The organism is Hyphomicrobium sp. GJ21 (assembly GCF_001006785.1).
Taxonomy (GTDB): domain Bacteria; phylum Pseudomonadota; class Alphaproteobacteria; order Rhizobiales; family Hyphomicrobiaceae; genus Hyphomicrobium_B.
The window spans coordinates 1,534,841-1,557,988 of the sequence record NZ_CDHO01000003.1; the positions used below are offsets into that span (position 1 = coordinate 1,534,841).

At 62.6% G+C, this 23,148-nt stretch carries 19 protein-coding genes and 1 riboswitch; of the genes, 14 read left to right on the forward strand and 5 right to left on the reverse strand.

Translation table 11 applies throughout. From position 1 onward, the window contains the following. Positions 1 to 387 precede the first annotated feature (387 nt). Complete coding sequence (locus tag HYPGJ_RS15705) at positions 388 to 1,683, reverse strand: porin (protein WP_046847950.1); 1,296 nt, start codon at positions 1,681 to 1,683, stop codon at positions 388 to 390. A 472-nt stretch (positions 1,684 to 2,155) separates the two neighbouring features. On the opposite strand from HYPGJ_RS15705, the gene HYPGJ_RS15710 reads away from it, so the two are divergent. The 4 genes from HYPGJ_RS15710 (at position 2,156) to cbiB (ending at position 7,760) form a co-directional block, all read left to right on the forward strand. After that, positions 2,156 to 4,105, forward strand: a complete 1,950-nt coding sequence (locus HYPGJ_RS15710; RefSeq protein WP_046847951.1) for an acyltransferase family protein — start codon at positions 2,156 to 2,158, stop codon at positions 4,103 to 4,105. Positions 4,106 to 4,155: 50 nt separating this feature from the next. After that, on the forward strand, positions 4,156 to 4,989 hold the full coding sequence (locus HYPGJ_RS15715) for a rhodanese-related sulfurtransferase (RefSeq protein WP_070104072.1): 834 nt from the start codon (positions 4,156 to 4,158) through the stop codon (positions 4,987 to 4,989). A gap of 263 nt (positions 4,990 to 5,252) precedes the next feature. Next, positions 5,253 to 6,740: a uroporphyrinogen-III C-methyltransferase gene (gene cobA / locus HYPGJ_RS15720; protein ID WP_046848479.1), complete on the forward strand. Its 1,488-nt coding sequence runs from the start codon at positions 5,253 to 5,255 to the stop codon at positions 6,738 to 6,740. A gap of 45 nt (positions 6,741 to 6,785) precedes the next feature. Next, positions 6,786 to 7,760 carry an adenosylcobinamide-phosphate synthase CbiB gene (gene cbiB, locus HYPGJ_RS15725; protein ID WP_046847952.1) on the forward strand — a complete coding sequence of 325 codons (975 nt, stop codon included), beginning with the start codon at positions 6,786 to 6,788 and terminating at the stop codon, positions 7,758 to 7,760. Here the strand turns inward: cbiB and HYPGJ_RS15730 are convergent. The 3 genes from HYPGJ_RS15730 to cobU all read right to left on the reverse strand — a co-directional run bounded on the left by HYPGJ_RS15730 (position 7,744) and on the right by cobU (position 10,533). Further along, positions 7,744 to 9,216, reverse strand: coding sequence for a cobyric acid synthase (locus HYPGJ_RS15730; RefSeq protein WP_200185766.1), 1,473 nt, complete (start codon positions 9,214 to 9,216; stop codon positions 7,744 to 7,746). The two genes, cbiB and HYPGJ_RS15730, sit on opposite strands and share 17 nt — an antisense overlap. Positions 9,217 to 9,385: 169 nt before the next feature. Next, positions 9,386 to 10,006 (reverse strand): cob(I)yrinic acid a,c-diamide adenosyltransferase, encoded by a 621-nt coding sequence (gene cobO, locus HYPGJ_RS15735; protein ID WP_046848481.1) that lies wholly within the window; start codon positions 10,004 to 10,006, stop codon positions 9,386 to 9,388. 2 nt (positions 10,007 to 10,008) lie between these two features. Then, positions 10,009 to 10,533 carry a bifunctional adenosylcobinamide kinase/adenosylcobinamide-phosphate guanylyltransferase gene (cobU, locus tag HYPGJ_RS15740; RefSeq protein WP_046847953.1) on the reverse strand — a complete coding sequence of 175 codons (525 nt, stop codon included), beginning with the start codon at positions 10,531 to 10,533 and terminating at the stop codon, positions 10,009 to 10,011. A 59-nt stretch (positions 10,534 to 10,592) separates the two neighbouring features. Next, positions 10,593 to 10,776: riboswitch (cobalamin riboswitch) on the forward strand. Positions 10,777 to 10,932: 156 nt separating this feature from the next. Between cobU and cobW the strand changes: the two genes are divergently transcribed. From cobW to cobJ, 6 genes are read left to right on the forward strand one after another with little or no spacing between them, the layout of a single operon-like run. Further along, complete coding sequence (gene cobW / locus HYPGJ_RS15745; RefSeq protein ID WP_046847954.1) at positions 10,933 to 11,970, forward strand: cobalamin biosynthesis protein CobW; 1,038 nt, start codon at positions 10,933 to 10,935, stop codon at positions 11,968 to 11,970. Further along, positions 11,970 to 15,233 (forward strand): cobaltochelatase subunit CobN, encoded by a 3,264-nt coding sequence (cobN, locus tag HYPGJ_RS15750; RefSeq protein WP_046847955.1) that lies wholly within the window; start codon positions 11,970 to 11,972, stop codon positions 15,231 to 15,233. Before cobW ends, cobN begins: the two co-directional genes overlap by 1 nt. Continuing rightward, complete coding sequence (gene cobG / locus HYPGJ_RS15755) at positions 15,230 to 16,507, forward strand: precorrin-3B synthase (RefSeq protein WP_046847956.1); 1,278 nt, start codon at positions 15,230 to 15,232, stop codon at positions 16,505 to 16,507. The genes cobN and cobG overlap by 4 nt, the downstream gene beginning before the upstream one ends. After that, complete coding sequence (locus HYPGJ_RS15760; RefSeq protein ID WP_046847957.1) at positions 16,504 to 17,145, forward strand: precorrin-8X methylmutase; 642 nt, start codon at positions 16,504 to 16,506, stop codon at positions 17,143 to 17,145. The genes cobG and HYPGJ_RS15760 overlap by 4 nt, the downstream gene beginning before the upstream one ends. Next, positions 17,142 to 17,885 (forward strand): precorrin-2 C(20)-methyltransferase, encoded by a 744-nt coding sequence (locus HYPGJ_RS15765; protein WP_046847958.1) that lies wholly within the window; start codon positions 17,142 to 17,144, stop codon positions 17,883 to 17,885. The genes HYPGJ_RS15760 and HYPGJ_RS15765 overlap by 4 nt, the downstream gene beginning before the upstream one ends. Beyond that, positions 17,882 to 18,640 (forward strand): precorrin-3B C(17)-methyltransferase, encoded by a 759-nt coding sequence (cobJ, locus tag HYPGJ_RS15770; protein WP_046847959.1) that lies wholly within the window; start codon positions 17,882 to 17,884, stop codon positions 18,638 to 18,640. The genes HYPGJ_RS15765 and cobJ overlap by 4 nt, the downstream gene beginning before the upstream one ends. Here the strand turns inward: cobJ and HYPGJ_RS15775 are convergent. Continuing rightward, positions 18,610 to 19,395 carry a cobalt-precorrin-6A reductase gene (locus HYPGJ_RS15775; protein WP_046847960.1) on the reverse strand — a complete coding sequence of 262 codons (786 nt, stop codon included), beginning with the start codon at positions 19,393 to 19,395 and terminating at the stop codon, positions 18,610 to 18,612. The two genes, cobJ and HYPGJ_RS15775, sit on opposite strands and share 31 nt — an antisense overlap. Before the next feature lie 17 nt (positions 19,396 to 19,412). Between HYPGJ_RS15775 and HYPGJ_RS15780 the strand changes: the two genes are divergently transcribed. Genes HYPGJ_RS15780 through HYPGJ_RS15795 form a run of 4 tightly spaced genes read left to right on the forward strand, consistent with a single transcriptional unit; the run spans position 19,413 to position 23,104 of the window. Continuing rightward, positions 19,413 to 20,636, forward strand: coding sequence for a bifunctional cobalt-precorrin-7 (C(5))-methyltransferase/cobalt-precorrin-6B (C(15))-methyltransferase (locus tag HYPGJ_RS15780; RefSeq protein WP_046847961.1), 1,224 nt, complete (start codon positions 19,413 to 19,415; stop codon positions 20,634 to 20,636). Beyond that, positions 20,633 to 21,016 (forward strand): cobalamin biosynthesis protein, encoded by a 384-nt coding sequence (locus tag HYPGJ_RS15785; protein ID WP_046847962.1) that lies wholly within the window; start codon positions 20,633 to 20,635, stop codon positions 21,014 to 21,016. The genes HYPGJ_RS15780 and HYPGJ_RS15785 overlap by 4 nt, the downstream gene beginning before the upstream one ends. Next, positions 21,013 to 21,768 carry a precorrin-4 C(11)-methyltransferase gene (gene cobM / locus HYPGJ_RS15790; protein WP_046847963.1) on the forward strand — a complete coding sequence of 252 codons (756 nt, stop codon included), beginning with the start codon at positions 21,013 to 21,015 and terminating at the stop codon, positions 21,766 to 21,768. The genes HYPGJ_RS15785 and cobM overlap by 4 nt, the downstream gene beginning before the upstream one ends. A gap of 13 nt (positions 21,769 to 21,781) precedes the next feature. After that, positions 21,782 to 23,104 (forward strand): cobyrinate a,c-diamide synthase, encoded by a 1,323-nt coding sequence (locus tag HYPGJ_RS15795; RefSeq protein ID WP_046847964.1) that lies wholly within the window; start codon positions 21,782 to 21,784, stop codon positions 23,102 to 23,104. Positions 23,105 to 23,148: the final 44 nt, after the last annotated feature.

Here is a 23,148-nt window from a genome sequence, read left to right on the forward strand (position 1 = left end):
AGCGGTACGAACAAGGTAATCGGATTTCCATCCGGGTCGGCAATCCTTTCAGGAAAGACGTCCTAGACCGTGCGCATTTCACGGCGCGACCAGATTGCCATTCGTGCCTCCCTCGTCAAACCCGACAAGAAATTTTCGTCTCCTTCGAACTGCAATAGCGCCAAGCGTTGCAACGGGATGGTTATTGGAAAGGAGGCGTGTGAACGCCCATGCCCAGTTTCCAAATCTGCATGCGATCGCTCAGTGGCTTTGGGCTTAGACAGCTGAAACAAAAAGCCCGACACCTGAGGGGTGTCGGGCAAGTGGGGTTGAATGACGGGTCGTCCAAATAGTCAAACGTGGTAGTGCGTAGTAATAGTTTAGTGGCAGTGTAGGGAATGCAGTGTCTTAGAAATTGATCATTGCACCGGTGACGATGGTCGACATGTTTTTCGTGTTTACACCGGGAACATCGACGTCGTGATCTCTGTAGCGAAGCCAGACAGACATCGCCGCAGCGTCGATTTCTTGAACAACGCCGACTCCCCAAAATTGAGCGCTCGACCCTCTGACGACACGGCCAACATCGTCCGACGTATCGTTCGCCGTGCCACTGTCGTTGATGACGAATGCGCTATTGTTGGCGCCGAGATATTCAGCATAAGGGATCGTCGCGCCGAGTGACGAAAGCTTCATGCGAACGCCGCTCTTGAGATACCAGGTATCGGTATCTGGATTGTTCATCGGATTGACGTCTTGAGACAGGTGACCCCATGCACCCGTCGCAAACCAGCCTGACGGAAGATGCTGCAAATAAAGGCCAGCCTGGGTGTATTTGAGCTTTCCATCCGGCGGCGCGCCGAGAGCAGAGTCCATGCTTTCCGAATACGTCACGACACCAGAGATTTTGAAATCGCCGATCGTGTTGTGGTACCAGCCCGCAACGGCCCAGATGTCATCCTCGCCCCAGGATGCCGAAGCGGAGAATCCAGAAAATACTGGAGAGTCATACCGCACTACGTTTCGCGGAACGGCATCGCAGTCGCCTGGGCCGCCGCCGTAGCCACGGCAAGAAGAAGCATTTCCCCAAATCAGAGAATCGCCCGGAGCAAAGTTGCCTCGAACATTGAAGCCAAAGACGTCATAGGCAACCCAATATGCGGCCGCCAAGGTTCCAGAGCTGTCGAGCGCAACGACGGCGCTGTCGTCAGCAGGAGAAATCCTGCCCACGCTGATCTTGCCGAGATCTTCGCTTTTCACGAACCAATAGGAATAAAGAACCTGTGTCGCGTTCGTCGTTCCGGTGAAGATCGAAGGACCATCCGGCGTGGTTTGGTTCGTCGTGTAGACGTCGCTGGTGATGGCTTCGATATGCAGGACATAGCCGGCCGTGATGCCACGCGCGATTTGAGCTTCGCCTCTAAAATTGACGTTGCTGGCGAAGGCGCTACCAAGCCCGGTAACATATGTGTTGGACTGGACGCCGTCGTCCCAATGGACAACCTGCTCAGCAATCCACCCCGACACGGTAAGCGAGACTTTGCGGTTGCCCTTTCGAGCCGCAGTCGATTCAAGTTCAGCAATCCGCTCTTCGAGATCGGCACAGCAATTGCCGCCCAAATCTGCGGCGGACGCGTTACTCACCCCTACAACACCTAACGAACCAGCCGCGAACGCCGCTGCGAGGACTATCTTTTTATACATTATTCCCCCTCCCTGGAGATGTGAGTTTGGCGGAAGGTATCATGCGGATTGATTCAGGCAATACATAGCTTATTACTTTAGTATGTAATGATGCTATATAGCAACATATCTTTAGACATATAGAAAATATCGATCGATTTCAATGGCATCGCGAGATCGGGCCTCAAGGGTATAAGGTGACGACCTTAGTCAGCGCTAGGTGGATGCTTATCTGCCGTAGCGACGAAGACGACCGTATCAAAAAGTATATCGAGTACGATCGTGCCGGCACCGCATTGACGGTCGCCGCTATGAGATTGCGAATTGGAGCGCAATTTGTGGGGTCAACTCCGCCCCGGGGCCATGATTTGTTCGGTGAGAGCGTTGACTGCCAATGTGGCCATTCGCCGGGCGCATCGCGCGGGCGAAAGGCGGCGCCGGGTATGGTAGAGCGCCTGCGTTATAGCGGAGCGACGCTGCTGGAGTGCGACGGGTGGGGAACGGACATCTCGGATATCGACCCGAACTCGACGGTCTGAGGGCCGTCGCGGTCGTCTCCGTGTTTCTCTGCCACCTCGGTATGACGCCATTCTCCGGCGGCTACGTCGGCGTCGACGTGTTCTTTGTGCTCTCCGGATTTCTGATCACCCAGATCATTGCCGCCGATCTGCGGGCGGGCAGGTTCAGTCTCGCGAACTTTTATGAGCGGCGCATCCGCCGGATCGTCCCGGCTCTGGTCTTTGTCTGCGCCTTCTCGACGGTCGCCGCCGTCGCCGTTCTGCTGCCGAGTGAATTGAAGGCGTATGCCACGAGCCTGCTGGCGACGGCACTCTCGGTGAGCAACGTCTGGTTCTCGAGCATGACCGGGTATTTCGACCCGGCCGCCGCGACGCAGCCGCTACTGCACACCTGGAGTCTCGGCGTCGAAGAGCAGTTCTACGTGGCGTTTCCGCTTCTGCTCGCGCTCGCGTATCGGCTCGGGCAAAAGGGCGTATCGCTTTTCGTCTGCGGCGCGCTCGTGATCTCGCTCGCGATGAGTATCGCGCTGACACCTGATAATAACCGCTCCGCGTATTTCCTGATCCACACCCGCGCTTGGGAACTGCTGCTCGGCAGCGTGATCGCGCTCGGGCTTATTCCTGCTCCGGTGCGGACGTGGCAGCGGGAAAGCGCAAGCATCATCGGACTGCTCGCCATTGCCGTGGCCGTTGTCTGCTTCGGTGAGAAGACGCCGTTCCCAGGATATGCCGCCTTGTTGCCATGCGTCGGGGCAGCGCTGATCATTTGGGCGGGCGGCACCACGCTCGTCGCGCGCGGCTTGAGCTATGCGCCGATCGTTTTCGTCGGCTTGATTTCGTATAGCTTGTATCTTTGGCACTGGCCGCTGATCGTCTTCGCGAAGCTTCTGCTCGTGCAGCCGTTCACGCCAATGCAGCAACTGACTTTGATCGCGGTCGCGACCGCGCTTTCGATCCTGACCTGGCGCTTCGTCGAAACGCCGTTCCGCCGCCGCTCAGGCGCGATGTCGAGCAGGAAAGCGGTCTTCGCGGGCGGCGGCTTGAGTCTCGGCGCGTTGGCGATCGCGGCGGCGATGCTCGTCGGCGTTCAAGGCATGCCGAACCGCTTCCCGTCGGAAATCCTGAGCATCGCTGCGGCAGCCCAGGACGCGAGCCCCAGGCGCGGCGCATGCCATTTCGATGGTACGCTTGCAGGCGACTTTGAAAAATCCTGCGTTCTCGGAGCCCCCGTCGCGCCGACTGCCATCGTCTATGGCGACAGCCACGGCGCCGAATTGGCCGTCGCGCTGGGCGCACTCGCAGAACTCAGAAATGAGAGCGTCCGCGAATTGACCGCATCAGGCTGTCCGCCCGCGCTCGATTTTACATACCCTGGCAAAGGCGAATGCCCCGCGTACAACGCGAAAACGATCGAACATCTGGTTGCGCTTGCCCCAACGACGATCGTCGTGGCGGCAAACGCGGTCGCGTGGACGCAGGAATACTCGACCGACTTCACGCGAGGTCTGGAAGCGGCGCTCCGGGCAATGTCGTCCGCTGGCCACCGCGTCATACTGTTTGGCCAGGTGCCGCCGCATCCGAACCAGCTGCCTGTCCCGGCCACGTTGGCGCGACAAGCCATGCTCGGAACAAAGCCCGAGACATATGCTTTTCGGCCCGACATGCAGGCCTTGCGAAAGCTCGATGCGACGCTCGCAGGCCTCGCCTCGGCCGCTGGCGCGACCTATATTTCCTTGCTTCCGGCGCTCTGCAATGAGAACGAATGCAAAGCAGCGATCGATGGCGCGGTCCTGTATTTCGATGATAACCACTTGACCGTCGCCGGTGAGAAGCTGATAGCGGCGAAACTCCTCGCTCCGGTATTATGGCCTGGCGAAACGGCGGCCCAGTCCATCGACAGCGGGAAGCCTGCCACCCTGCCATGACGCCCTCATGCGGCGTCAACATACGAAACGAATAACGAGTTCACGACACGATGATTGATCAAGCAGCGCGCACGACGGTCGCGGCGTTTTATAAATTCGTCGATATCGATGATCCCGCAACCCTGCAGCGCGAACTTCGCGCATTCTGCGCGGAGCGTGACGTCAAGGGAACGATCCTCATCGCGCCTGAAGGCATCAATGCCACGATTTCCGGACCCGACGCCGACATCGCGGCCGCCATCACCAGACTTCGATCAGATTCCCGTTTCGCGACTCTCGGCGTCAAATATTCTTACGCGGCCGCGCATCCGTTCAAGCGCTTCAAGGTGAAGGTCAAACGCGAGATCGTCACCTTCGGCGTTCCCGGTCTGCATCCGTCGACGTTGACCGGTCACCTCGTCGAACCGAAAGATTGGAACGCGCTGATCTCAGACCCTGACGTGGTCGTCATCGACACGCGCAACGATTACGAATTCGGCATCGGCACGTTCGAAGGCGCACGCAATCCGCGCACGCGCTCGTTCAGTGCGTTCCGCGATTACATATCGTCCGAACTCCAAAGCACGCCGGACAAGAAAATCGCGATGTTCTGCACCGGCGGCATTCGTTGCGAGAAGGCAAGCTCGTATCTCCTCGCGCAAGGGTTCACCGATGTTCATCAACTGAGCGGCGGCATTCTCAAGTACCTCGAGGAAATCCCTGCTGACGAAAGCCTGTGGCGCGGCGAGTGTTTCGTGTTCGACGAACGCGTTGCGCTGGAGCACGGCGTCCATCGGGGCCATCACGAACTCTGCGCCCGGTGCGGAAGCCCGCGCCGCGCTGGAGATGCGCAGAGCGACGACCACCTCTGCGCCGCCTGCAACGGAGCCATTCAATCGGCGTGAATTGTCGGGCGAGCGTGGATGCAACGGCCGCCTGCCGCCATGCCGATTTGGTTAGCAGCGCTTAATCTGAAATTTCGTCCGCTAAAATTATCGGCGCGAGGAAAAAACCGGCTGAATGGCGTCGAAAGAGGCACCTAAGCTCTTAGGGACGCTTGCAAATGCCGTCGCGATTGCGACCTCGGGCCTCTCTGACTACCTGTCAAAGATGCTATAGGAGCGTTTTCGACTCTGTAGCGCGGTTCGAAACCGGGTAAATGTTGCCAATGGCATCTCGCGATTCTGAAAATTCATTTGACGGCCAGGCCGCTCCGATCTCGCTGACGCAATTGATACGGTGGAGGCGCGACGTTCGCCGGTTCAAGGCGGACCCGGTGCCTGATGCGCTGATCGATCGGCTGCTGCGTCTCGCGGATCTGTCGCCCTCCGTCGGCAACAGCCAGCCGTGGCGCATCGTCAATGTCAAAGACAGCGCCGTGCGCGCCGCGGTCGTCGAAAACTTTGAATCGCAGCGTCGCAAATCGGCTGAGGCGTACAGCGATGAGCGGGCCAATCTCTACAGCAAATTGAAGCTCGCAGGGTTCGACGCGGCTCCGGTTCATCTCGCGGTCTTCTGCGATCATGATGCCGCGCAAGGTCATGGCCTCGGCCGCCAGACGATGCCTGAAACGCTCGAAAGCTCGTGCGCGTGCATGGTCACGACACTCTGGCTCGCGGCGCGCGAGGCTGGGCTCGGCATGGGTTGGGTGTCGATCGTCGATCCCGCGACAATCTCGGCGATGCTCGGCGCTCCGGCGAATTGGAAATTCATCGGCTACCTGCTTCTCGGCTGGCCCGAAGAAGAGCACCTCGATCCGGAGCTTGAGCGCCTCGGATGGCAACCGCGCACGCCGTTTGAAACGCGATATTCGGAGCTGGGGTCGTCGCCGAGCACTGTCGGCGCGAGCGAGTCCGGTCAGCGGGCGAAGATGGGAACCGTCACCCTCGTCGGCGCAGGCCCGGGCGATCCTGACCTGCTGACGGTCAAAGCCTTGCGCGCATTGCAATCGGCCGACGCTGTTCTCTTCGATGATCTCGTCGCGAAGCCCATCCTGGCGTGCGTGCGCCCCGGCGCGCAGCTGATCGACGTCGGCAAGCGCGGCTATCGCAAGTCCTGCAAGCAGCCCGACATCAACGCCGAAATCATCCGCTTGGCGCGCGAGGGCTTGAGCGTCGTGCGGCTGAAATCCGGCGATCCTCTGATCTTCGGCCGGGCAGGGGAGGAAATTTCCGCGTGCCAGGAAGCCGGCGTTCCCATTTCCGTCGTCGCGGGCGTGACTTCGGCGCAGGGCGCTGCCGCCGGTCTGAAGGTCGCGCTGACACATCGCGATTATGCGCGCCGCTTGCAGTTCATCACCGCGCATGACCGGCGGGGCCATCTGCCCGCCGACATCGACTGGGCATCTGTTGCGGACGTTGCAGCAACGACGGTCGTCTATATGCCGAAGCGCACCCTCAGCGAATTGACCGAGGCTGCGATCTCGCACGGTCTCGATCCCAACATGCCCGCCATTGCCGTCGCGAACGCAACGCGCCCCGATGAGCAAGTCTTGCTCTCCTCCGTTGGAAAGATCGCGGCTGAGCTTGACGCCGCGCATCCGGATGGCCCCGTCTTGGTCATGATCGGTGAAGCTCTGCGCCATGCGACGACGGCAGACGCGAAAGAGGCGAGCACGCTTGCATCGGCTATCGGCGGCCTGCCGATTGCCAGCTGATGCAATGAGATCTCGCTCTTTCCTTTCGCAGGCTCGATAGCGATCATGTCGCTCGCGACGACATTGATTATTCTCGTCGCCGCGCTCGGCGTCGAAGCGCTGTTCGGCTATCCGCAGCGACTTTATAAGCTCATCGGACATCCGGTCACCTGGATCGGTGCGCTGATTTCAAAGCTCGATCGTGATCTCAACCGCGACGATGAAAGCCGAGCCGCGCGCAAGGCATCCGGTGTGCTTGCGCTGATCGTCCTCGTTGCGATCCCTGCCGGTCTCGCGTGGATCGTCCAAATCACGTTGGCTTCGACGTGGCTCGGAAATATCGCACTCGTGCTGATCGCCTCGACGATGCTCGCGAGCCGCAGCCTCTACGACCACGTTCGCGATGTCGCGCAGGCTCTGCGCAACGAAGGGCTCGACGCCGGGCGCACGATGGTCGGCCGTATCGTCGGACGCAATCCCGAAACGCTGGACGAGCACGGCGTCGCGCGCGCTGCGATCGAAAGTCTTGCCGAGAACGCTTCAGACGGCATCACCGCGCCCGTGGTCTGGTTCGCGCTGCTCGGATTGCCCGGCCTTGCCGCCTACAAGGCCATCAACACGGCAGATAGCATGATCGGCCATCGCACGCCGCGCCACGATGCGTTCGGCTGGGCGGCGGCCCGCCTCGATGATCTCGTCAACCTGCCTGCGTCGCGCTTGACTGGTTTTCTGTTCGCGCTGGCGGCGCGGTTCATCCCGAATGGCTCGATGGACAACGCGTTCCGTGCCATGCGTCGCGACGCGCATCGCCATCGCTCGCCGAATGCAGGTTGGCCGGAAAGCGCGATGGCGGGCGCACTTGGCCTCAAGCTCAACGGCCCGAAGACCTACGGCGCGACGCACGTCGATGATGCCTATATGGGCGACGGACGGCGCGAGGCGACGGCGGACGACATCGATCGCGCATTGCGCCTTGCGGTCGTCGCGTGGGGGCTGATGATCGCAGGTCTTTCAGCGATCGTGCTTATTTTGCAAGCTTGAGAAGCTGATCGATATCGATGTGCTTCGCGAGATGATCCGCAAGGCGATCGAGAACCCGATCGACGGTCGCCTCGTAGCTTTCGCCCGTCGCACGCACGCCAAGCTCCGAAAGAAACGCCGCCCGCGCGGCATCGGATGAAAACAGTCCGTGGACGTAGCAACCAGCCACGCGTCCGTCTTGCGAGACTGCGCCGTCGTTTCGCCCGTCCGAAAACGTCAGGAACGGCCGCTCGAGATCAGCGCCGGTCGTCTCTCCGACGTGCATCTCGTAGCCCGAGAACGGAGCGCCACTCGCGCGGAGCGTACCTTCGACGTTCGCCAGTCGTTTCTCCGGCCCAAGCGTTGTCTCGACATCGAGCAGTCCAATCCCCTCGACGCGACGCGCCGGGCCTTCAATGCCGTGCGGATCGGAAATCGACGTGCCGAGCATCTGATAGCCGCCGCATAGCCCGAGCACGCGTCCGCCGCGCCGAACGTGCGCTTTGATATCGATGTCCCAGCCTTCCGCACGTAGCGCTGCCAGATCGTCGATCGTCGATTTCGAGCCTGGCAGCAGAATGAGATCGGCATTCGCCGGAATGGCGCGACCGCGTTCGATCATCTCAACGCTGACATCTGGCTCGTTCCTGAGCGGATCGAGATCGTCGAAGTTCGAGATACGCGGCAGCATCGGCACGGCAATCGTCAGCTTTCCGTTGCGCGCGGGCGAACCCGACTTCAACAGATCGCGCAGCCCAAGCGCGTCCTCGGCCGGAAGCTTACGCGCTTCGTCGAAATAGGGAACGAGGCCAAGCGGGGCCCAATTCGTCAGTCGCGCAATCGCCGTCATGCCATCCGCGAACAGCGAAGCGTCGCCGCGCATTTTGTTCACGATAAAGCCGCGGATCATCGCCGCGTCGTCAACGTCGAGCACATGCTTCGTGCCGACGAGGCTTGCGATGACACCGCCCCGGTCGATATCGCCGATCAACACGACTGGAACGTCCGCCGCTCGCGCGAACCCGATGTTGGCAATATCGTTGGCGCGCAGATTGATTTCCGACGCGCTGCCCGCGCCTTCGATAAGCACGAGATCGGCGTCCGCCTTGAGATGCGCGAAACTTTCCAGCACGGCCGGCAACAGATCGCGCTTCTTCGCTTGGAAATCGCGCGCAGCCGCCGATCCGGCCATGCGTCCCTGCACGATGATCTGTGCGCCGATCTCGCTCTGCGGTTTCAGCAGCACGGGATTCATATGTACGGAAGCCGCGACGCGTGCGGCGCGCGCCTGCAGTGCCTGTGCGCGGCCGATCTCGCCGCCGTCTGCTGTTACCGCCGCGTTGTTCGACATGTTCTGCGGCTTGAACGGTACGACGCGCACGCCGCGATTAGCGAACAGGCGACAGAGCCCGGCCACGATCAGCGACTTGCCGACATCCGACCCCGTCCCCGAAAACATCAACGCCCGCGCGGCCATGTCTTTTCTCAACATCTAGAGAGCGTCACAGGCACTCGCACCTTGGGTTTTCTCCACTAATTCCCCTCCTTTTAACGGGGAGGGGTTAGGGGTGGGGTGAAGCACCACGCGGCCGGCCAGCGGTCGTATTCGAATAGAGACCCATCGATACGCGCAAGATATCGACCCACTAAAACTCGATGCCTTCCTGCGCCTTGATGCCCGCCGCGAAGTGATGCTTGACGGCTCCCATGTCGGTGACGCCATCGGCAAGCGCGATAAGCTCCGGCTTTACATTCCGTCCCGTGACGACGACATGCAGATCGCTGCGCCGGTCACGCAACGCCGCGATAACCTCGTCGATCGGCAGGTAATCGTAGCGGAGCGCGATGTTCAATTCGTCGAGGATCAACAGACGGATCGTCGGATCGGCCATCAACTCACGAGCCTTTGCAAACGCACGCGTCGCGGCAGCAATGTCGCGCTCACGGTCCTGCGTCTCCCAGGTGAAGCCCTCGCCCATCGTGTGCCAGGAAACCTGATCGCCGAAACGCATCAGCGCATCGCGTTCGCCGGTCTGCCACGCGCCCTTGATGAACTGCACGACGCCGATCCGCCAGCCGTGGCCAAGCGCGCGAAGCGCGAGCCCGAACGCCGCCGTCGACTTTCCCTTGCCGGGGCCAGTGTGCACGAGCAGTACGCCCTTCTCGATCGTCTTGCTCGCGACCTCGGCGTCTTGCACGGCCTTGCGCTTCGCCATTTTCGACTTGTGACGTTCCGCATCGTCCGTGGATGTTTCTGGAGTGCTCATCATCAACCTTTCAAAGTCATCGGTAGCCCGGCGGCAACGAAGACGACGCAATCCGCAACCGCTGCGATGCGCTGATTGAGCCATCCGGCTTCATCGCGAAACCGTCGCGCCAGAGCATTGTCCGGCACGATGCCGAGCCCGACCTCGTTCGAGACCATGATACAGGGTGCGGACCGTTTCGAAAGCGCCTCGACGAGCGTGCTTGTTTCGCGCGCGATATCCCGCTCGGCGTGCATGAGGTTCGAGAGCCAAAGCGTCAGGCAATCGACGAGGCACGGCTGATCGGCGGCCTCTCCCGCAAGCGTCGCAGCGATGTCTAGCGGGGTCTCGTATTGAACCCAATCCGGTCCGCGCCGCGCCTGATGATGCGCAATGCGCTGACGCATTTCCTCGTCGAACGCTTCCGCCGTTGCCACATACGCCCACGGCCGCGGCAACGCCGAGATCAGCCCTTCCGCATACGAGCTTTTGCCGGACCGCGCGCCTCCGAGCACAAGGGTTAAAGGCGGCAGGATGGCATCGGACATAATGGCCTTTCGATCGATGTGTAGGGCGCGTTGGGCGATTGACGAAGCACGGGGGGTCACTTATCGATTGGGCGGATGGTCCCTCGCAAGAGGGTTTCGAAGGGAATGCGGTTGAACTCCGCAGCTGCCCCCGCAACTGTAAGCGGCGAGCACATGGCAAAAGTACCACTGGGACATCCCGGGAAGGTTGCCAGATGCCGCGACCCGCGAGCCAGGAAACCTGCCGTCGGATACCCAACTCGAACCGGCGCCGGCGGGGCGCGGAAAGGTTAAGATGCAGCACACAGCATGTCGCGCGCCATTCGGTGCGCTCCCCTAGGCGGCGAAATCTGAAGTCGCCGCGCGGCCTCGCGCATGCGCCGCCGTTCTCAGTTTGAAAGTTTGCATCGGGAGCACTGAATGTCCGCACGTAAAGTTCCAGTCACCATCGTTACGGGTTTTCTCGGCGCAGGCAAAACCACGCTTGTCCGTCACGCCATTGAAACTGCCGAAGGCCGCCGCCTCGCGCTGATCGTCAACGAGTTCGGCGACGTCGGCGTTGATGGCACGATCCTGCGTTCGTGCGGCATCAAGAACTGTCCGGAAGAAAACATCGTCGAGCTGACCAACGGCTGCATCTGCTGCACCGTCGCCGACGACTTCATTCCGACGCTCGAAGCGCTGCTGTCGCGCCAGCCCGCGCCCGAGCACATCATCATCGAAACGTCGGGCCTCGCGCTACCGAAGCCGCTGGTCAAGGCATTCGAGTGGCCCGATATCCGCAATCGCGTAACCGTCGATGGCGTGGTGACGGTCGTCGATGGACCGGCCGTCAAGGCAGGCCGCTTCGTCGACGATCCGGAGAAGGTCGCGGCGCAGCGAGCAGCCGACCCTTCAGTCGACCACGAAAACCCGTTGGAAGAAGTGTACGAGGATCAGCTGCTCTGCGCGGATCTCGTTGTGCTGAACAAGGCCGACTTGTTGTCGGACGACGACGTCAAAACGCTGTCGGACGAAATCAAGCGCAGCATTCCGCGCGCCATCAAAATCGTCGCCGCGCGCGAAGGGCAGGTGCCTGCGGGCGTCCTCCTCGGATTGTCGGCTGCCGCCGAGGACGACCTCGCGGCGCGTCCCTCGCATCACGACAATGAAGCCGAGCACGATCACGACGACTTCGAAACCTTCATCGTCGACGTGCCGGAAGTCGCAACACCGGACGATCTCGCATCGCGCGCCAAGGCCGTCGCCAACGCCCACGACGTTCTGCGCGTCAAAGGCTACGCGGCGATCGGCGGCAAACCGATGCGGCTGCTGCTGCAAGGCGTCGGCGAGCGCGTCGATACGCGTTACGAGCGCGCCTGGCATCCCGATGAAGCGCGCGTCGGCCGCCTCGTCGTCATCGGACAAAAGGGTCTCGACCGCGACGCCATCGTTCGCACGCTGACAGGCGAGAGCTGATGCACATCGTTGTCCGCGAGGCACGAGAGCTTGACGAGGCTGCCGCCGTGCAGGACCTCGGGCTCTCGCCCGCGGACATTCTGGTTCTCTCATTTTCGGATTCGGATTTGGCGATGGCCGCCGCCGCATTCCGCGACGTGCCCGAAGCACAGCGGCCAAGCTTGCGCGTCGTCAACTTAAGCGCGCTTCGCCATCCGATGTCCGTCGATCTTTTCATCGACGCGACGGTGAATGGTTCGAAGGCCGTTCTCGTGCGGTTGCTCGGCGGCCTCGACTATTGGCGCTACGGCGGCGAGCAACTGAGCAAGCGCTGCCGCGAGCTTGGCATCGCGTTGGCGATCGTTCCCGGCGACGGACGGCCGGACTTGCGTCTCGCGGCGCTCTCGACACTTCCCGCCGATGACTTGGCCAATCTCGAAGCTCTGCTCGACGAAGGCGGCATCGAGAATACGCGTGCGGCGCTCACCTCCGTATTGGCGCGTGCCGGTGGCAGCACCGAGGCTTTGCCGCGCGTTCGCGCGATACCCGCTTACGGCGTCTATCGCGAAAGCCCGCAAAGGTTCGCACGCGGCTCCGCCGTTATCGTCTTCTATCGATCGCATCTGCTGGCAGGCGACGTTGCGCCCATCGATGCGATTGCCGATGCCTTGGAGCAACGCGGGCTCGCGGTGACGGCGATGTTCGTTCCGAGCCTCAAGGCGCCGGATGCCGCCGACTGGCTCCGAAACGAACTGATGAACATCACACCCGACGTCATCATCAACGCCACGGCCTTTGCCGCGCGCGACGGCGATCACACGTCACCGCTCGACGCCGCCGACTGTCCGATCTTGCAGGTTGCACTGACGAATGCGTCGCGGACGCTGTGGGACCGCTCGCAACGTGGCGCCAGCGCATCTGATCTGGCGATGCATGTCGTGCTGCCCGAACTCGATGGTCGGCTGTTCGCCGGGGTCGTCTCGTTCAAGGAGCCCGACGAGACTGTCAACGACACGGGCGTCTCGCTTCTGAAGCATGCGCCCTATGATCATGGCATCGCGCACGTCACGGACCTCGCAGCCGCATGGGTGCATCTCCGTGCAATGCCCCGGAGCGCGCGCCGCGTCGGCTTGCTTCTGTCGACCTATCCCGGACGGCCGGACCAGATTGCGCACGCCGTCGGACTTGACGGCTTTGAAAGCACGCAGCGCATCCTCTCGCGCTTGCTGAACGATGGCTATGGCATAACCGACGCGCCACGATCGGCACGGGACGTGGTCGAAAGCCTCGCCGAGACAAATCAAATCCGCTGGCCGCTCGAAGACTACAAGACCGCATTTCAAAACTTGCCGCAAGGCTTTCGCGATTTGGTCACGTCGGCATGGGGTGCGCCCCAGACGGACGCATCCTGCGTGAACGGCGCATTCGCATTTCGCGCCGCTCTGTTCGGTAACGTGATCGTCGGATTGCAGCCCGAACGCGGACAGCCGCAGGACCGCAAGGCGGAGTATCACGATCCGTCAACGCCGCCGCGCCACAGCTACGTCGCGTTTTATCTTTGGTTGCGTCACGTCGCGAAGATCGATGCGTTGATGCATCTCGGCGCGCACGGCACGCTCGAGTGGCTACCCGGCAAAGCCATCGCCGCAAGCGAGGCCTGTGCGCCGCGTGCGATCCTCGGATCTCTGCCGCTCGTCTACCCATTCATCGTCAACGATCCGGGCGAGGCCGCGCAAGCCAAGCGGCGCATCGCTGCGATCACGCTCGGACATAAGCCGCCGCCGATGACGGAGGCCGGAATTTCCGGCCCCTTGAGCGACGTCGAACGTCTCGTTGATGAGTTCTCGTCAGCAGACGGCCTCGATCCGCGCCGCAGGAAAGCCTTGTCGGAGCAGATCGTCGATGCCGCCGTGCGCGCCGGAATTGCCGAGCATTGCGGCTTGACCTCGGGCATGCCAACGGCCGACGCGCTGATGCGCATCGACGCGTTTCTTTGCGACGTGAAGGAGCTGAGCATTCGCGACGGTCTGCACGTGCTCGACGATATCGAGCTCGATGCCATCGTCCGCGCGCTCGACGGCAAGTTCATCGAGCCAGGGCCCGCAGGCGCACCAAGTCGCGGTCGATCCGACGTTCTGCCGACCGGGCGCAATCTCTTCAGCGTCGATCCGCGTGCCGTGCCGACACCGACCGCGTGGGCGAACGGCAAGCGCGCTGCCAAGGCGATCCTCGAACGCTATGTCTCCGACCACGGCGAGTGGCCGCGCGCGATTGTGCTCGACCTCTGGGGCAGCGCCACGCTGCGCACGGGCGGCGAAGAACTTGCGACGGCGCTGGCATTGCTCGGTGTGCGTCCTGCGTGGGACGAGCGTTCCTATCGCGTCACCGGCGTCGAAACAGAATCGATTGCGGAACTCGGGCGGCCGCGCGTCGACGTCACGCTCAGGATATCAGGGCTGTTCCGCGACATGTTCGGCGCGCAGCTCGCGCTGTTCGACTCGGCCGTCGCGCTCGTCGCCCAACTTAAAGAAGACGCAGGCGACAACCCTCTCATCGAATGTGCGAAGATCGCGCCGCGCCTGGATCGGATTTTCGGACCCGCAGACGGCAGTTTCGGCGCCGGCGTCATGCAGTTGATCGATCGCGGGACGTGGAACACCCAATCCGACCTCGGCGCGTCCTACATCGAAAGCTCCGCGCATACCTACAACGCCGACGGCACCTCCGAAGCTGCGAAAGGCGATTTTGAATCGCGCGTAAAAAGCGCCGACGCCTTCGTGCACATCCAGGATCATCGCGAGATCGATTTGCTGACAGGCGGCGATTTCGCGGCGCATGAGGGCGGCTTCGCGGCCGCTGCTGCCTCCGTCGGAAACGACAAAGTCTCCCTCTATCACAGCGACACCGGCACGCCCGACGCGCCGCATGTTCGCACGCTCGCCGAGGAATGCGCCCGCGTCGTGCACGGGCGCGCCGCGAATTCGCGCTGGATCGATGGCCAGATGCGGCACGGCTTTCGCGGCGCCGCCGAAATGGCGCAGAGTGTCGATGCCGCGTTCGCCTTTGCGGCAACGGCGAAGGCTGTCGATGATGGCGCATTCGAACGGCTGTATCAGGCTTATCTCGGCGATCCTGCCGTCGCCGCATTCATCGCGCGCGAGAACCCCGCTGCGATCGATGCGATGCGCCGCCGCTTCGACGACGCCATCGCGCGCGGCCTCTGGCATCCGCGCCGCAACGACATCGGCGTGCGTAATCCGTCCTCGCAGGAGGCCGCAGAATGACATCGCGGTCGTCATTGCGCAAAGGCTGGTGTCCGGGTGCGTTGCGGCCGATGCAGTCGGGCGACGGTCTGATATTGCGGGTCAGGCCGCGCGTCGGAACGCTGCGCCTCGCGGATTTGCTGACGATCGCGAAAGTCGCCGCTCAGTTCGGCTCCGGCGAAATCGATTTGACAAATCGCGGCAATCTGCAATTGCGCGGCCTCACCACCGCAAGCCATTCGCAAGCGCTGGTGGCGCTGAGCGAAACCGGTCTGATCGATGCCGATGAAGGCGCCGAAGCGATCCGCAATATCATCGTCGATCCGCTGAGCGGCATGGATCCGGCACGCGCCGACGTCCAGCCTCTGGCCGCCGCGCTCGAAAAGGTTCTGCTGACGAACAGCATGTTCTGGCAACTGCCGGCGAAGTTCGGTTGGAGCTTTTCCGCCACAAGGGATATGCGCGTCGGCGATCGCGCGACCGACATCATGGTGTCGTCGATCGCCCACGACACCTATGCGGTGTTTCTCGATGGCGCTGCGGAAATTGGCGTGCGGTTGCCGTCGAACCATGTTGTCGAAGCCGTTACACGGCTCGCGGCGGTCTTCCTTGAGCTTCGCATCCGTGATCAGTTCATCTCGCGGATGAAAGATGCGGTTGCGCGCAGCGGCAGCGCAACGCTCTATGCGGCTGCGGGCCTGGAGTCGGAAATGCTCCCCGCCGTCGCGCCGGATTCCCTTCCGGTTCCACCGGTCGGCGCGCACAAACACAGCGGACAGATTTTTGCCGTTGGCGTCGGACTTCCATTCGGACGCATAGATGCGCATCAGCTGCAAGCTTTGTGTGCCGCCGCTTCTCAGACCGGAGCCGAGGTCGCCCGCACGAGCCCGCAGCGCGTTCTCGTCTTTCCGGTCGCGGACGATACACGACGCCACGAGGTCCTGACGGAAGCAGAACGCCTCGGCTTGATCACGGAGCCGGACGATCCGCGCCTCTTTTTCGACGTCTGCCCCGGCTCACACGGATGCGCGAACGCGACGACGGATACCCGGCAGGACGCCCGCCGCATCGCCGATCGCCTCCGCAGCCAAGCACTTTTACCATCGGTCCATGTTTCGGGCTGCGAAAAAGGGTGTGCGCGGCGCGGAGCCGCCGCATTGACACTCGTCGCGCGCGATGGCCGTTACGACCTGATCTGTGATGACGGACCGGCAGGCCGCGTCGCCCTCGCAGCCGTAAGTCCTGCAGACATCGAATCCGCTGTGGCCCGTTACCTTATCGAGCATGCCCGATGACGAGCACCAAGACGACCCAAGACTACATTCGCGACGGCGCTGCGATCTATGCGCGGTCGTTTGCGATCATCCGCGCGGAAGCTGATCTTGCCGGTCTCTCACCCGAGGAAGAGCGCGTCGCGGTTCGCATCGTGCATGCCTGCGGCATGGTCGATATCGTGCGCGACCTTGTCATGTCGCCGACCTTCGCGGCGTCCGCATCAATGGCGCTGAAGAACGGCGCTCCGATTCTTTGCGACTCGATGATGGTCGCGGACGGCGTGACGCGCGCCCGCCTTCCGGCAAAGAACGACGTCATCTGCACGTTGCGCGATCCGCGCGTTCCAGAGATCGCAGCGGAAATCGGCAACACGCGAACGGCAGCCGCGATGGAGCTTTGGCGTCCGCATCTCACCGGTTCGCTCGTCGTCGTCGGCAATGCGCCGACCGCGCTCTTCCGGCTCTTCGAAATGCTTGACGAGGGTGTTCCGAAACCGGCGGCCGTCATCGGAATGCCGGTCGGTTTCGTCGGCGCGGCGGAATCGAAAGACACGCTTGCGGCCGACGGCCGTGTCCCGTTCGCGATCATCAAAGGCCGCAAAGGCGGAAGCGCGATGGCCGCTGCCGCCGTCAATGCGCTTGCAAGCGAGGCCGAATGACGGTCAATCCGACGGGAACATTGTATGGCGTCGGTCTTGGTCCGGGAGACCCTGACCTCGTGACGCTGAAAGCCGCGCGCATCCTGAAAACCGCGCCGGTCATCGCGCATTTTCGCAAGAAGGGCCGGGCGGGTCATGCTTGGACCATCGCCGCGCCGCACTTGAACGGCGAGGCGAGCGAAGCCGCATTCGAATATCCGGTGACGACCGAAATCGATTTCCGCGAAGACGCCTACGTCGATGCGATCCGCGATTTCTACACGGCGAGCGCGCAGGCAATCATGCAGCATCTCGCCGAAGGGCGCGACGTTGCGCTGCTCTGCGAAGGCGATCCATTTTTCTACGGCTCGTTCCTTCACATGTACGACCGCATCAGAAGCGCTTACCCCGTTCGTGTCGTTCCGGGCATCACGGGCATGTCGGGATGCTGGACGGCGGCGGCCGCTCCGATCACCTACGGCGATGATATCCTGATGGTCCTGCCCGGAACGCTCGACGGCGCCGCTCTTGCGTCGCATCTGAGGACGGCCGACGCCGCGGTGATCATGAAGGTCGGCCACAACATCGATAAGATCAAGCGCGCGCTGCACGACGCAGGCCGTGCCGCAGACGCGATCTATGTCGAACGCGGAACGATGCAGGGCGAACGGGTCGTGCCGCTCGCGGAACTCGAAGACTGCGCCGTGCCCTATTTCTCGATCATTCTTTTGCCCGGCGGGCGAGGACGGCGCATCGCATGAACGGACAATTGACGATCGTCGGATTGGGGCCAGGCCCGTCCGAATGGATTACGCCCGCCGCCGATGCAACCGTCTCGACCGCTGACGTCGTGCTCGGTTATGAGAGCTATCTTGCACGATTGACGCCGCGCCGCGGGCAAGTCTTCGAAGCCTCCGACAATCGCGAGGAGCTTGCGCGCGCCAAGCGGGCTCTCGAAATCGCATCGTCCGGCAAACGCGTCGTCGTCGTTTCCGGCGGCGATCCCGGCGTCTTCGCAATGGCCGCAGCAGTGTTCGAAGCCGTCGACAATGCGCCGGATCTGGCGAACGATATCGACATTCGTGTCGAGCCGGGCGTCACCGCAATGCTGGCGGCGGCAGCGCGCATCGGCGCGCCATTGGGCCACGACTTCTGCGCCATTTCGCTCTCGGACAATCTGAAGCCTTGGGCGACGATCGAGAAACGCCTGCGGCTTGCGGCGGAAGCGGATTTCGTCATCGCACTTTATAATCCGGCCTCGAAAGCTCGGCCCGATCAAATCCAGGAAGCGTTCCGGATCCTGAGCACGATCCGCGCGCCGGAAACCATTGTCGCGTTTGCGCGTGCCGTTGGCCGCGCCGACGAGTCGATCGAGATCACGACATTAGCCGACGCCGCGAAGGCGACATGCGACATGCGCACGGTCGTCCTCGTCGGCTCGCCGTCGACGCGCGCCGTACAAGGCAGCCACGGCCGCACATGGGTTTACACGCCGCGTTTCGTGCGGGTCGCATGATGATGCGCGATCCAGGACAGCGCCTCGTCGCTTGTCGTGACGGTATGCCGTTTCGCGATGTCCGGCCGCTTCACGATATGGACGGGCAACTGCAATGCGCGCGCCGCCGCGATTTTCGAGTACGCCGCATCCCCGCCGGAGTTCTTCGCCAGCACACGCGCAATCCGATATTCACGAAACAAAGCGATATCGTCTTCCGTCCGGAACGGGCCGCGTGCAGAAATGATGACGGCCTCCGGCAGCTCCGCGGGCGGCGCGCTCGGATCGACGACACGGATGACGTAACGATGCTGCGGTTTCGCGCAAAGCAAAGGGATCGCCGAGCGGCCGAGCGCCGAGAAGACGGTGCTCGGAGCGTCGGGCAAAGCCGCGATCGCATCCTCGACGGTCGCATGCTCGATCCAAATATCGCGATCAGTCCGCTGCCAGGGCGGCCGTTCGATTGCGAGCAACGGCACCTTCGCCTTCGTGCAAGCCGCGATCGCGTTGTTGCTGATTTGAGCCGCGAACGGATGCGTCGCATCGATGACGATGTCGACGCCGTTCTGAACCAGATAATGCGCGAGCCCATCGACACCGCCGAAGCCGCCCACACGAACCGGAACGGGGCTCGGAGCAGCCTTGCTTGTTCGTCCGGCGAGCGACAGCACGGCGGCGACGCCGGGCATCTGCGCCAGGGCTTTCGCAAGGCGCGTGGCCTCGCTCGTTCCTCCGAGCAGAAGCAGCTTGAGCGGTTTCTGTGTCGTCGCGTCCATGATGAAAGCCCCATGCCATGAGCGGGCGCTGGTTGTCCATCATCGGCATTGGTGAAGACGGCCGCGCGGGCCTCGGCGCGGCCGCAAACGCGCTGATCGACTCCGCCGAGTTGATCGTTGGCGGCGAACGCCATCTCGCGCTGGTCGGCGACACACGCGGCGCGAAGATGCAATGGCGCACGCCGCTCGATGCGACGAGCCAGGATATATTGGCGCGGCGCGGCAAGCCGGTCGCCGTGCTCGTCTCCGGCGATCCGTTCTGGTTCGGCGCGGGCGTCACGCTGACGCGCACGATTCCAATCGACGAGATGCTGGTCGTCACGTCGCCGTCGAGTTTTTCGCTCGCTGCGTCACGGCTCGGGTGGGCGCTGCAGGATACGGTGACGCTCGGCCTCAACATGCGTGGCTTGACGCCGCTTCTGCGTCGCCACGTGCAGCACGGACGCAAGATCTTGGCGCTCGCGTTGAATGGCGAGACGCCGGGCGAGGTCGCGAAATTGCTGACGTCGGCGGGATATGGCCCGAGTGCGATCAGCGTCCTCGAAGCGCTCGGCGGTCCGCGCGAGCGCATTCGTTCGACGACGGCGGAAGCATTCGCGCTGACTGACGTCAATCCGTTGAACGTGATCGCCATCGATGTCGGAGCTGGTCCCGAAGCGATGCCGATCCCTTACGCTGCGGGCTTGCCGGACACATACTTCGAGAACGACGGACAGTTGACCAAGCGCGAGGTGCGCGCGGTGACGCTGTCGTCGCTGCAACCCGGCGCGGGCGAACTTTTGTGGGACATCGGCGCGGGCAGCGGATCGGTGGGCATCGAATGGATGCTCGCACATCCCGCCAACCGCGCCATCGGCATCGAGCGAGACGAGACGCGCGCGGCCCGCGCCGTACGCAATGCCATCGCGCTCGGCGTTCCGCAACTCGATATCCGCAAAGGCTCCGCACCGGACGCGCTCGACGGCTTGCCTTCACCCGACGCAATTTTCATCGGCAGCGGCTCGGCTTTCCGCGAACTGATCGATACGTGCTGGAACGCGCTGAAGCCGGGTGGCCGCATCGTCGTCAACAGTGTGACGCTCGAATCGGAGCTCGGCGTGCTCGCGGCCTACCATGCACACGGCGGAACGCTGACGCGGTTCGCTGTCGAGCGCGCCGGACCGCTCGGCAAGCGCATGACATGGCGGCCCGCGCTGCCGATAATTCAGTGGGTCAGCCGCAAGCCGGGGGCCGAGGCATGATCGCTATTGGTATCGGCGCCAACAGCAAAGCGCGAGACGAGGACTTTGCCTCAGCTCTCGCAAGCATTCGTGCCGAAACCGGAGGCGATGTCGTCGCGACATTCGAAGACGCGCCGTTTCGCCCGCTGCTGCAAACGGCCGCTTCGCGGCAGTCGCTTGCACATCGCGCATTGCCGCTTGCGGATCTGCGAGCCAGAAATGACGATTGCCGTACGCGCTCGGAACCATCGCTCGCGCTCTACGGCGTCGCCTCGATCGCTGAAGCGTCAGCGCTCGCAGCCGCAGGCCCGAGCTCGAAATTGATCGCTGCGAGACGCATCATCGGCAACGTGACAGTCGCAGCGGCCAGATCCGCCGATACGAAAGAAAGCCCGCAATGACAGTGCATTTTATCGGAGCAGGTCCGGGCGCCGCCGATCTCATTACCATACGCGGCCGCGATTTGATCGCGCGCTCGGCGGTCTGCCTCTATGCCGGATCGCTGGTGCCGCAAGCGCTTCTCACTCACTGTCCGGCCGGAGCGGAGATCGTCGACACCGCGCCGATGACGCTCGACGAAATCGTCGCCCGCATCGAGAAGGCAACCGGCGAAGGCAAGGACGTGGCGCGTTTGCATTCCGGCGATCTCTCGATATGGAGCGCGCTCGGCGAGCAGCTGCGTCGCCTCGATCAACTGAAAATTCCATACACGATCACGCCTGGCGTTCCGGCTTTTGCAGCTGCGTCGGCGGCACTTGCGCGCGAGTTGACATTGCCCGAAGTCGCGCAATCGGTCGTCCTGACGCGCACGTCCGGCCGCGCATCGTCGATGCCGGAAACTGAAACGCTCGAGGCCTTCGCAGCGACGCGTGCGACGCTCGCCGTGCACCTCTCGATCCACACGATCGCGGATGTCGTGCAGCGCGTGCTGCCGTACTATGGCGCCGATTGCCCGGCCGCCGTCGTCTATCGCGCGACGTGGCCCGACGAGCATGCCGTGCGAGGGACTCTCGCGACGATTGTCGCGCAAGCGTCCGAAATGTCCGTTGAGCGAACCGCGCTGGTTCTTATCGGCGAGGCGCTCGGGCGCGAGGACTTCCGAGAAAGCGCGCTCTATAGCGTCGATTACCGGCGCCGGTTTCGCGGCGGCTGATGTGGATTGAAACATGTCTGAGACATCACCGCTCCCGCCTGGCTTGATCATCGGCGCACCGCGATCGGGATCGGGCAAGACGACAGTCACGCTCGGCTTATTGCGCGCATTGAAACGGCGCGGCCATTCCGTGCAGCCTTTCAAATGCGGCCCGGATTACATCGACCCGGCTTTCCATGTCGCCGCCGCCGGCCGCGAGTCCTTCAACGTCGATAGCTGGGCGATGCGCTGGCCGCTCGTGGCAGGTCTTCTCTCACACGCTTCAAACGGCGCCGATATCGTGATCGTGGAAGGTTTGATGGGCTTCTACGACGGCGTCGTGCAGCCGGGACATTGGGGCAACGGCGCGAGTTCGGATCTCGCTGCGGCGACGGGTTGGCCTGCGATCCTCGTGCTCGACGTTTCGGGCCAATCCCAAACGGCCGCCGCCGTCGCGCGCGGCTTCATGAACTTTCGCGATCGCGTCGAAATCGCAGGCGTCATTCTCAATCGCGTCGGAAGCGCGCGTCATACCCGCTTCGTGTCGGAAGCACTGACGGCGGTCGGATTGCCCGTTGTCGGAGCATTGCCGCGCGAGGCGAACCTCGTTCTGCCCGAGCGCCACTTGGGGCTCGTGCAAGCCGAGGAAACGGCTGAGCTTGAGAGCCGCCTCGAGACGCTTGCGGATTTCATCGACGCCAACGTTGATATGGCGCGCATCGTCGAACTCGCAAAGCCTGGCTCCGTGAACTCCGGTCCATCCGTCACGATCCGTCCACCGGGGCAGCGCATCGCGCTGGCGCGCGACGCCGCGTTCTCATTCGTTTATCCGCACTTGCTCGCCGCCTGGCGTGAGGCAGGAGCGGAGATCGTCCCGTTCTCACCGCTTGCCGACGAAGTCCCCGATGCGACGGCGGACGTGATCTGGATGCCGGGCGGCTATCCCGAGCTACACGCAGGCCGTTTGGCCGCCGCGGATCGGTTAAAATCGGCGATGAGAAAGTTCGCCGAGACGCGACCCGTCCACGGCGAGTGCGGTGGCTACATGACCCTTGGAACCGGCCTCGTCGACGCCTCGGGCGTGCGCCACGAGATGATCGGTCTTTTGGGACTGGAGACGTCCTTCGCGAAACGGAAGCTCAATCTCGGCTACAGAAAAGCCGAAATCGTCGAACCATGTGTGCTCGGAAACCCCGGCGATCAACTGACCGGACACGAATTTCACTACGCAAGCGTCATATCTTCACCCGACGCGCCGCTATTCCATCTTCGCGATTCAGACGGCAACATCCTCACCCAACGCGGCAGCCGTCGCGGGTTGACCACCGGCTCCTTTCTTCACGTCGTTGACGTGTGAACCTCGTAACTTATTGATAAAAAGCGCTAAAGTTTAAAAGTTGG

What these genes read in the sequence shown, in the direction of transcription:
- cbiB (WP_046847952.1), top strand. Translation starts at nt 6,786, where the DNA reads ATGTCGCTCGCGACGACATTGATTATTCTCGTCGCCGCGCTCGGCGTC.
- HYPGJ_RS15795 (WP_046847964.1), top strand. Translation starts at nt 21,782, where the DNA reads ATGTCTGAGACATCACCGCTCCCGCCTGGCTTGATCATCGGCGCACCG.
- HYPGJ_RS15775 (WP_046847960.1), bottom strand. Translation starts at nt 19,395, where the DNA reads ATGGACGCGACGACACAGAAACCGCTCAAGCTGCTTCTGCTCGGAGGA.
- cobO (WP_046848481.1), bottom strand. Translation starts at nt 10,006, where the DNA reads ATGAGCACTCCAGAAACATCCACGGACGATGCGGAACGTCACAAGTCG.
- cobW (WP_046847954.1), top strand. Translation starts at nt 10,933, where the DNA reads ATGTCCGCACGTAAAGTTCCAGTCACCATCGTTACGGGTTTTCTCGGC.
- cobN (WP_046847955.1), top strand. Translation starts at nt 11,970, where the DNA reads ATGCACATCGTTGTCCGCGAGGCACGAGAGCTTGACGAGGCTGCCGCC.
- cobU (WP_046847953.1), bottom strand. Translation starts at nt 10,533, where the DNA reads ATGTCCGATGCCATCCTGCCGCCTTTAACCCTTGTGCTCGGAGGCGCG.
- HYPGJ_RS15760 (WP_046847957.1), top strand. Translation starts at nt 16,504, where the DNA reads ATGACGAGCACCAAGACGACCCAAGACTACATTCGCGACGGCGCTGCG.
- HYPGJ_RS15785 (WP_046847962.1), top strand. Translation starts at nt 20,633, where the DNA reads ATGATCGCTATTGGTATCGGCGCCAACAGCAAAGCGCGAGACGAGGAC.
- HYPGJ_RS15705 (WP_046847950.1), bottom strand. Translation starts at nt 1,683, where the DNA reads ATGTATAAAAAGATAGTCCTCGCAGCGGCGTTCGCGGCTGGTTCGTTA.
- cobG (WP_046847956.1), top strand. Translation starts at nt 15,230, where the DNA reads ATGACATCGCGGTCGTCATTGCGCAAAGGCTGGTGTCCGGGTGCGTTG.
- HYPGJ_RS15780 (WP_046847961.1), top strand. Translation starts at nt 19,413, where the DNA reads ATGAGCGGGCGCTGGTTGTCCATCATCGGCATTGGTGAAGACGGCCGC.
- HYPGJ_RS15730 (WP_200185766.1), bottom strand. Translation starts at nt 9,216, where the DNA reads ATGGCCGCGCGGGCGTTGATGTTTTCGGGGACGGGGTCGGATGTCGGC.
- cobM (WP_046847963.1), top strand. Translation starts at nt 21,013, where the DNA reads ATGACAGTGCATTTTATCGGAGCAGGTCCGGGCGCCGCCGATCTCATT.
- HYPGJ_RS15715 (WP_070104072.1), top strand. Translation starts at nt 4,156, where the DNA reads ATGATTGATCAAGCAGCGCGCACGACGGTCGCGGCGTTTTATAAATTC.
- cobJ (WP_046847959.1), top strand. Translation starts at nt 17,882, where the DNA reads ATGAACGGACAATTGACGATCGTCGGATTGGGGCCAGGCCCGTCCGAA.
- cobA (WP_046848479.1), top strand. Translation starts at nt 5,253, where the DNA reads ATGGCATCTCGCGATTCTGAAAATTCATTTGACGGCCAGGCCGCTCCG.
- HYPGJ_RS15765 (WP_046847958.1), top strand. Translation starts at nt 17,142, where the DNA reads ATGACGGTCAATCCGACGGGAACATTGTATGGCGTCGGTCTTGGTCCG.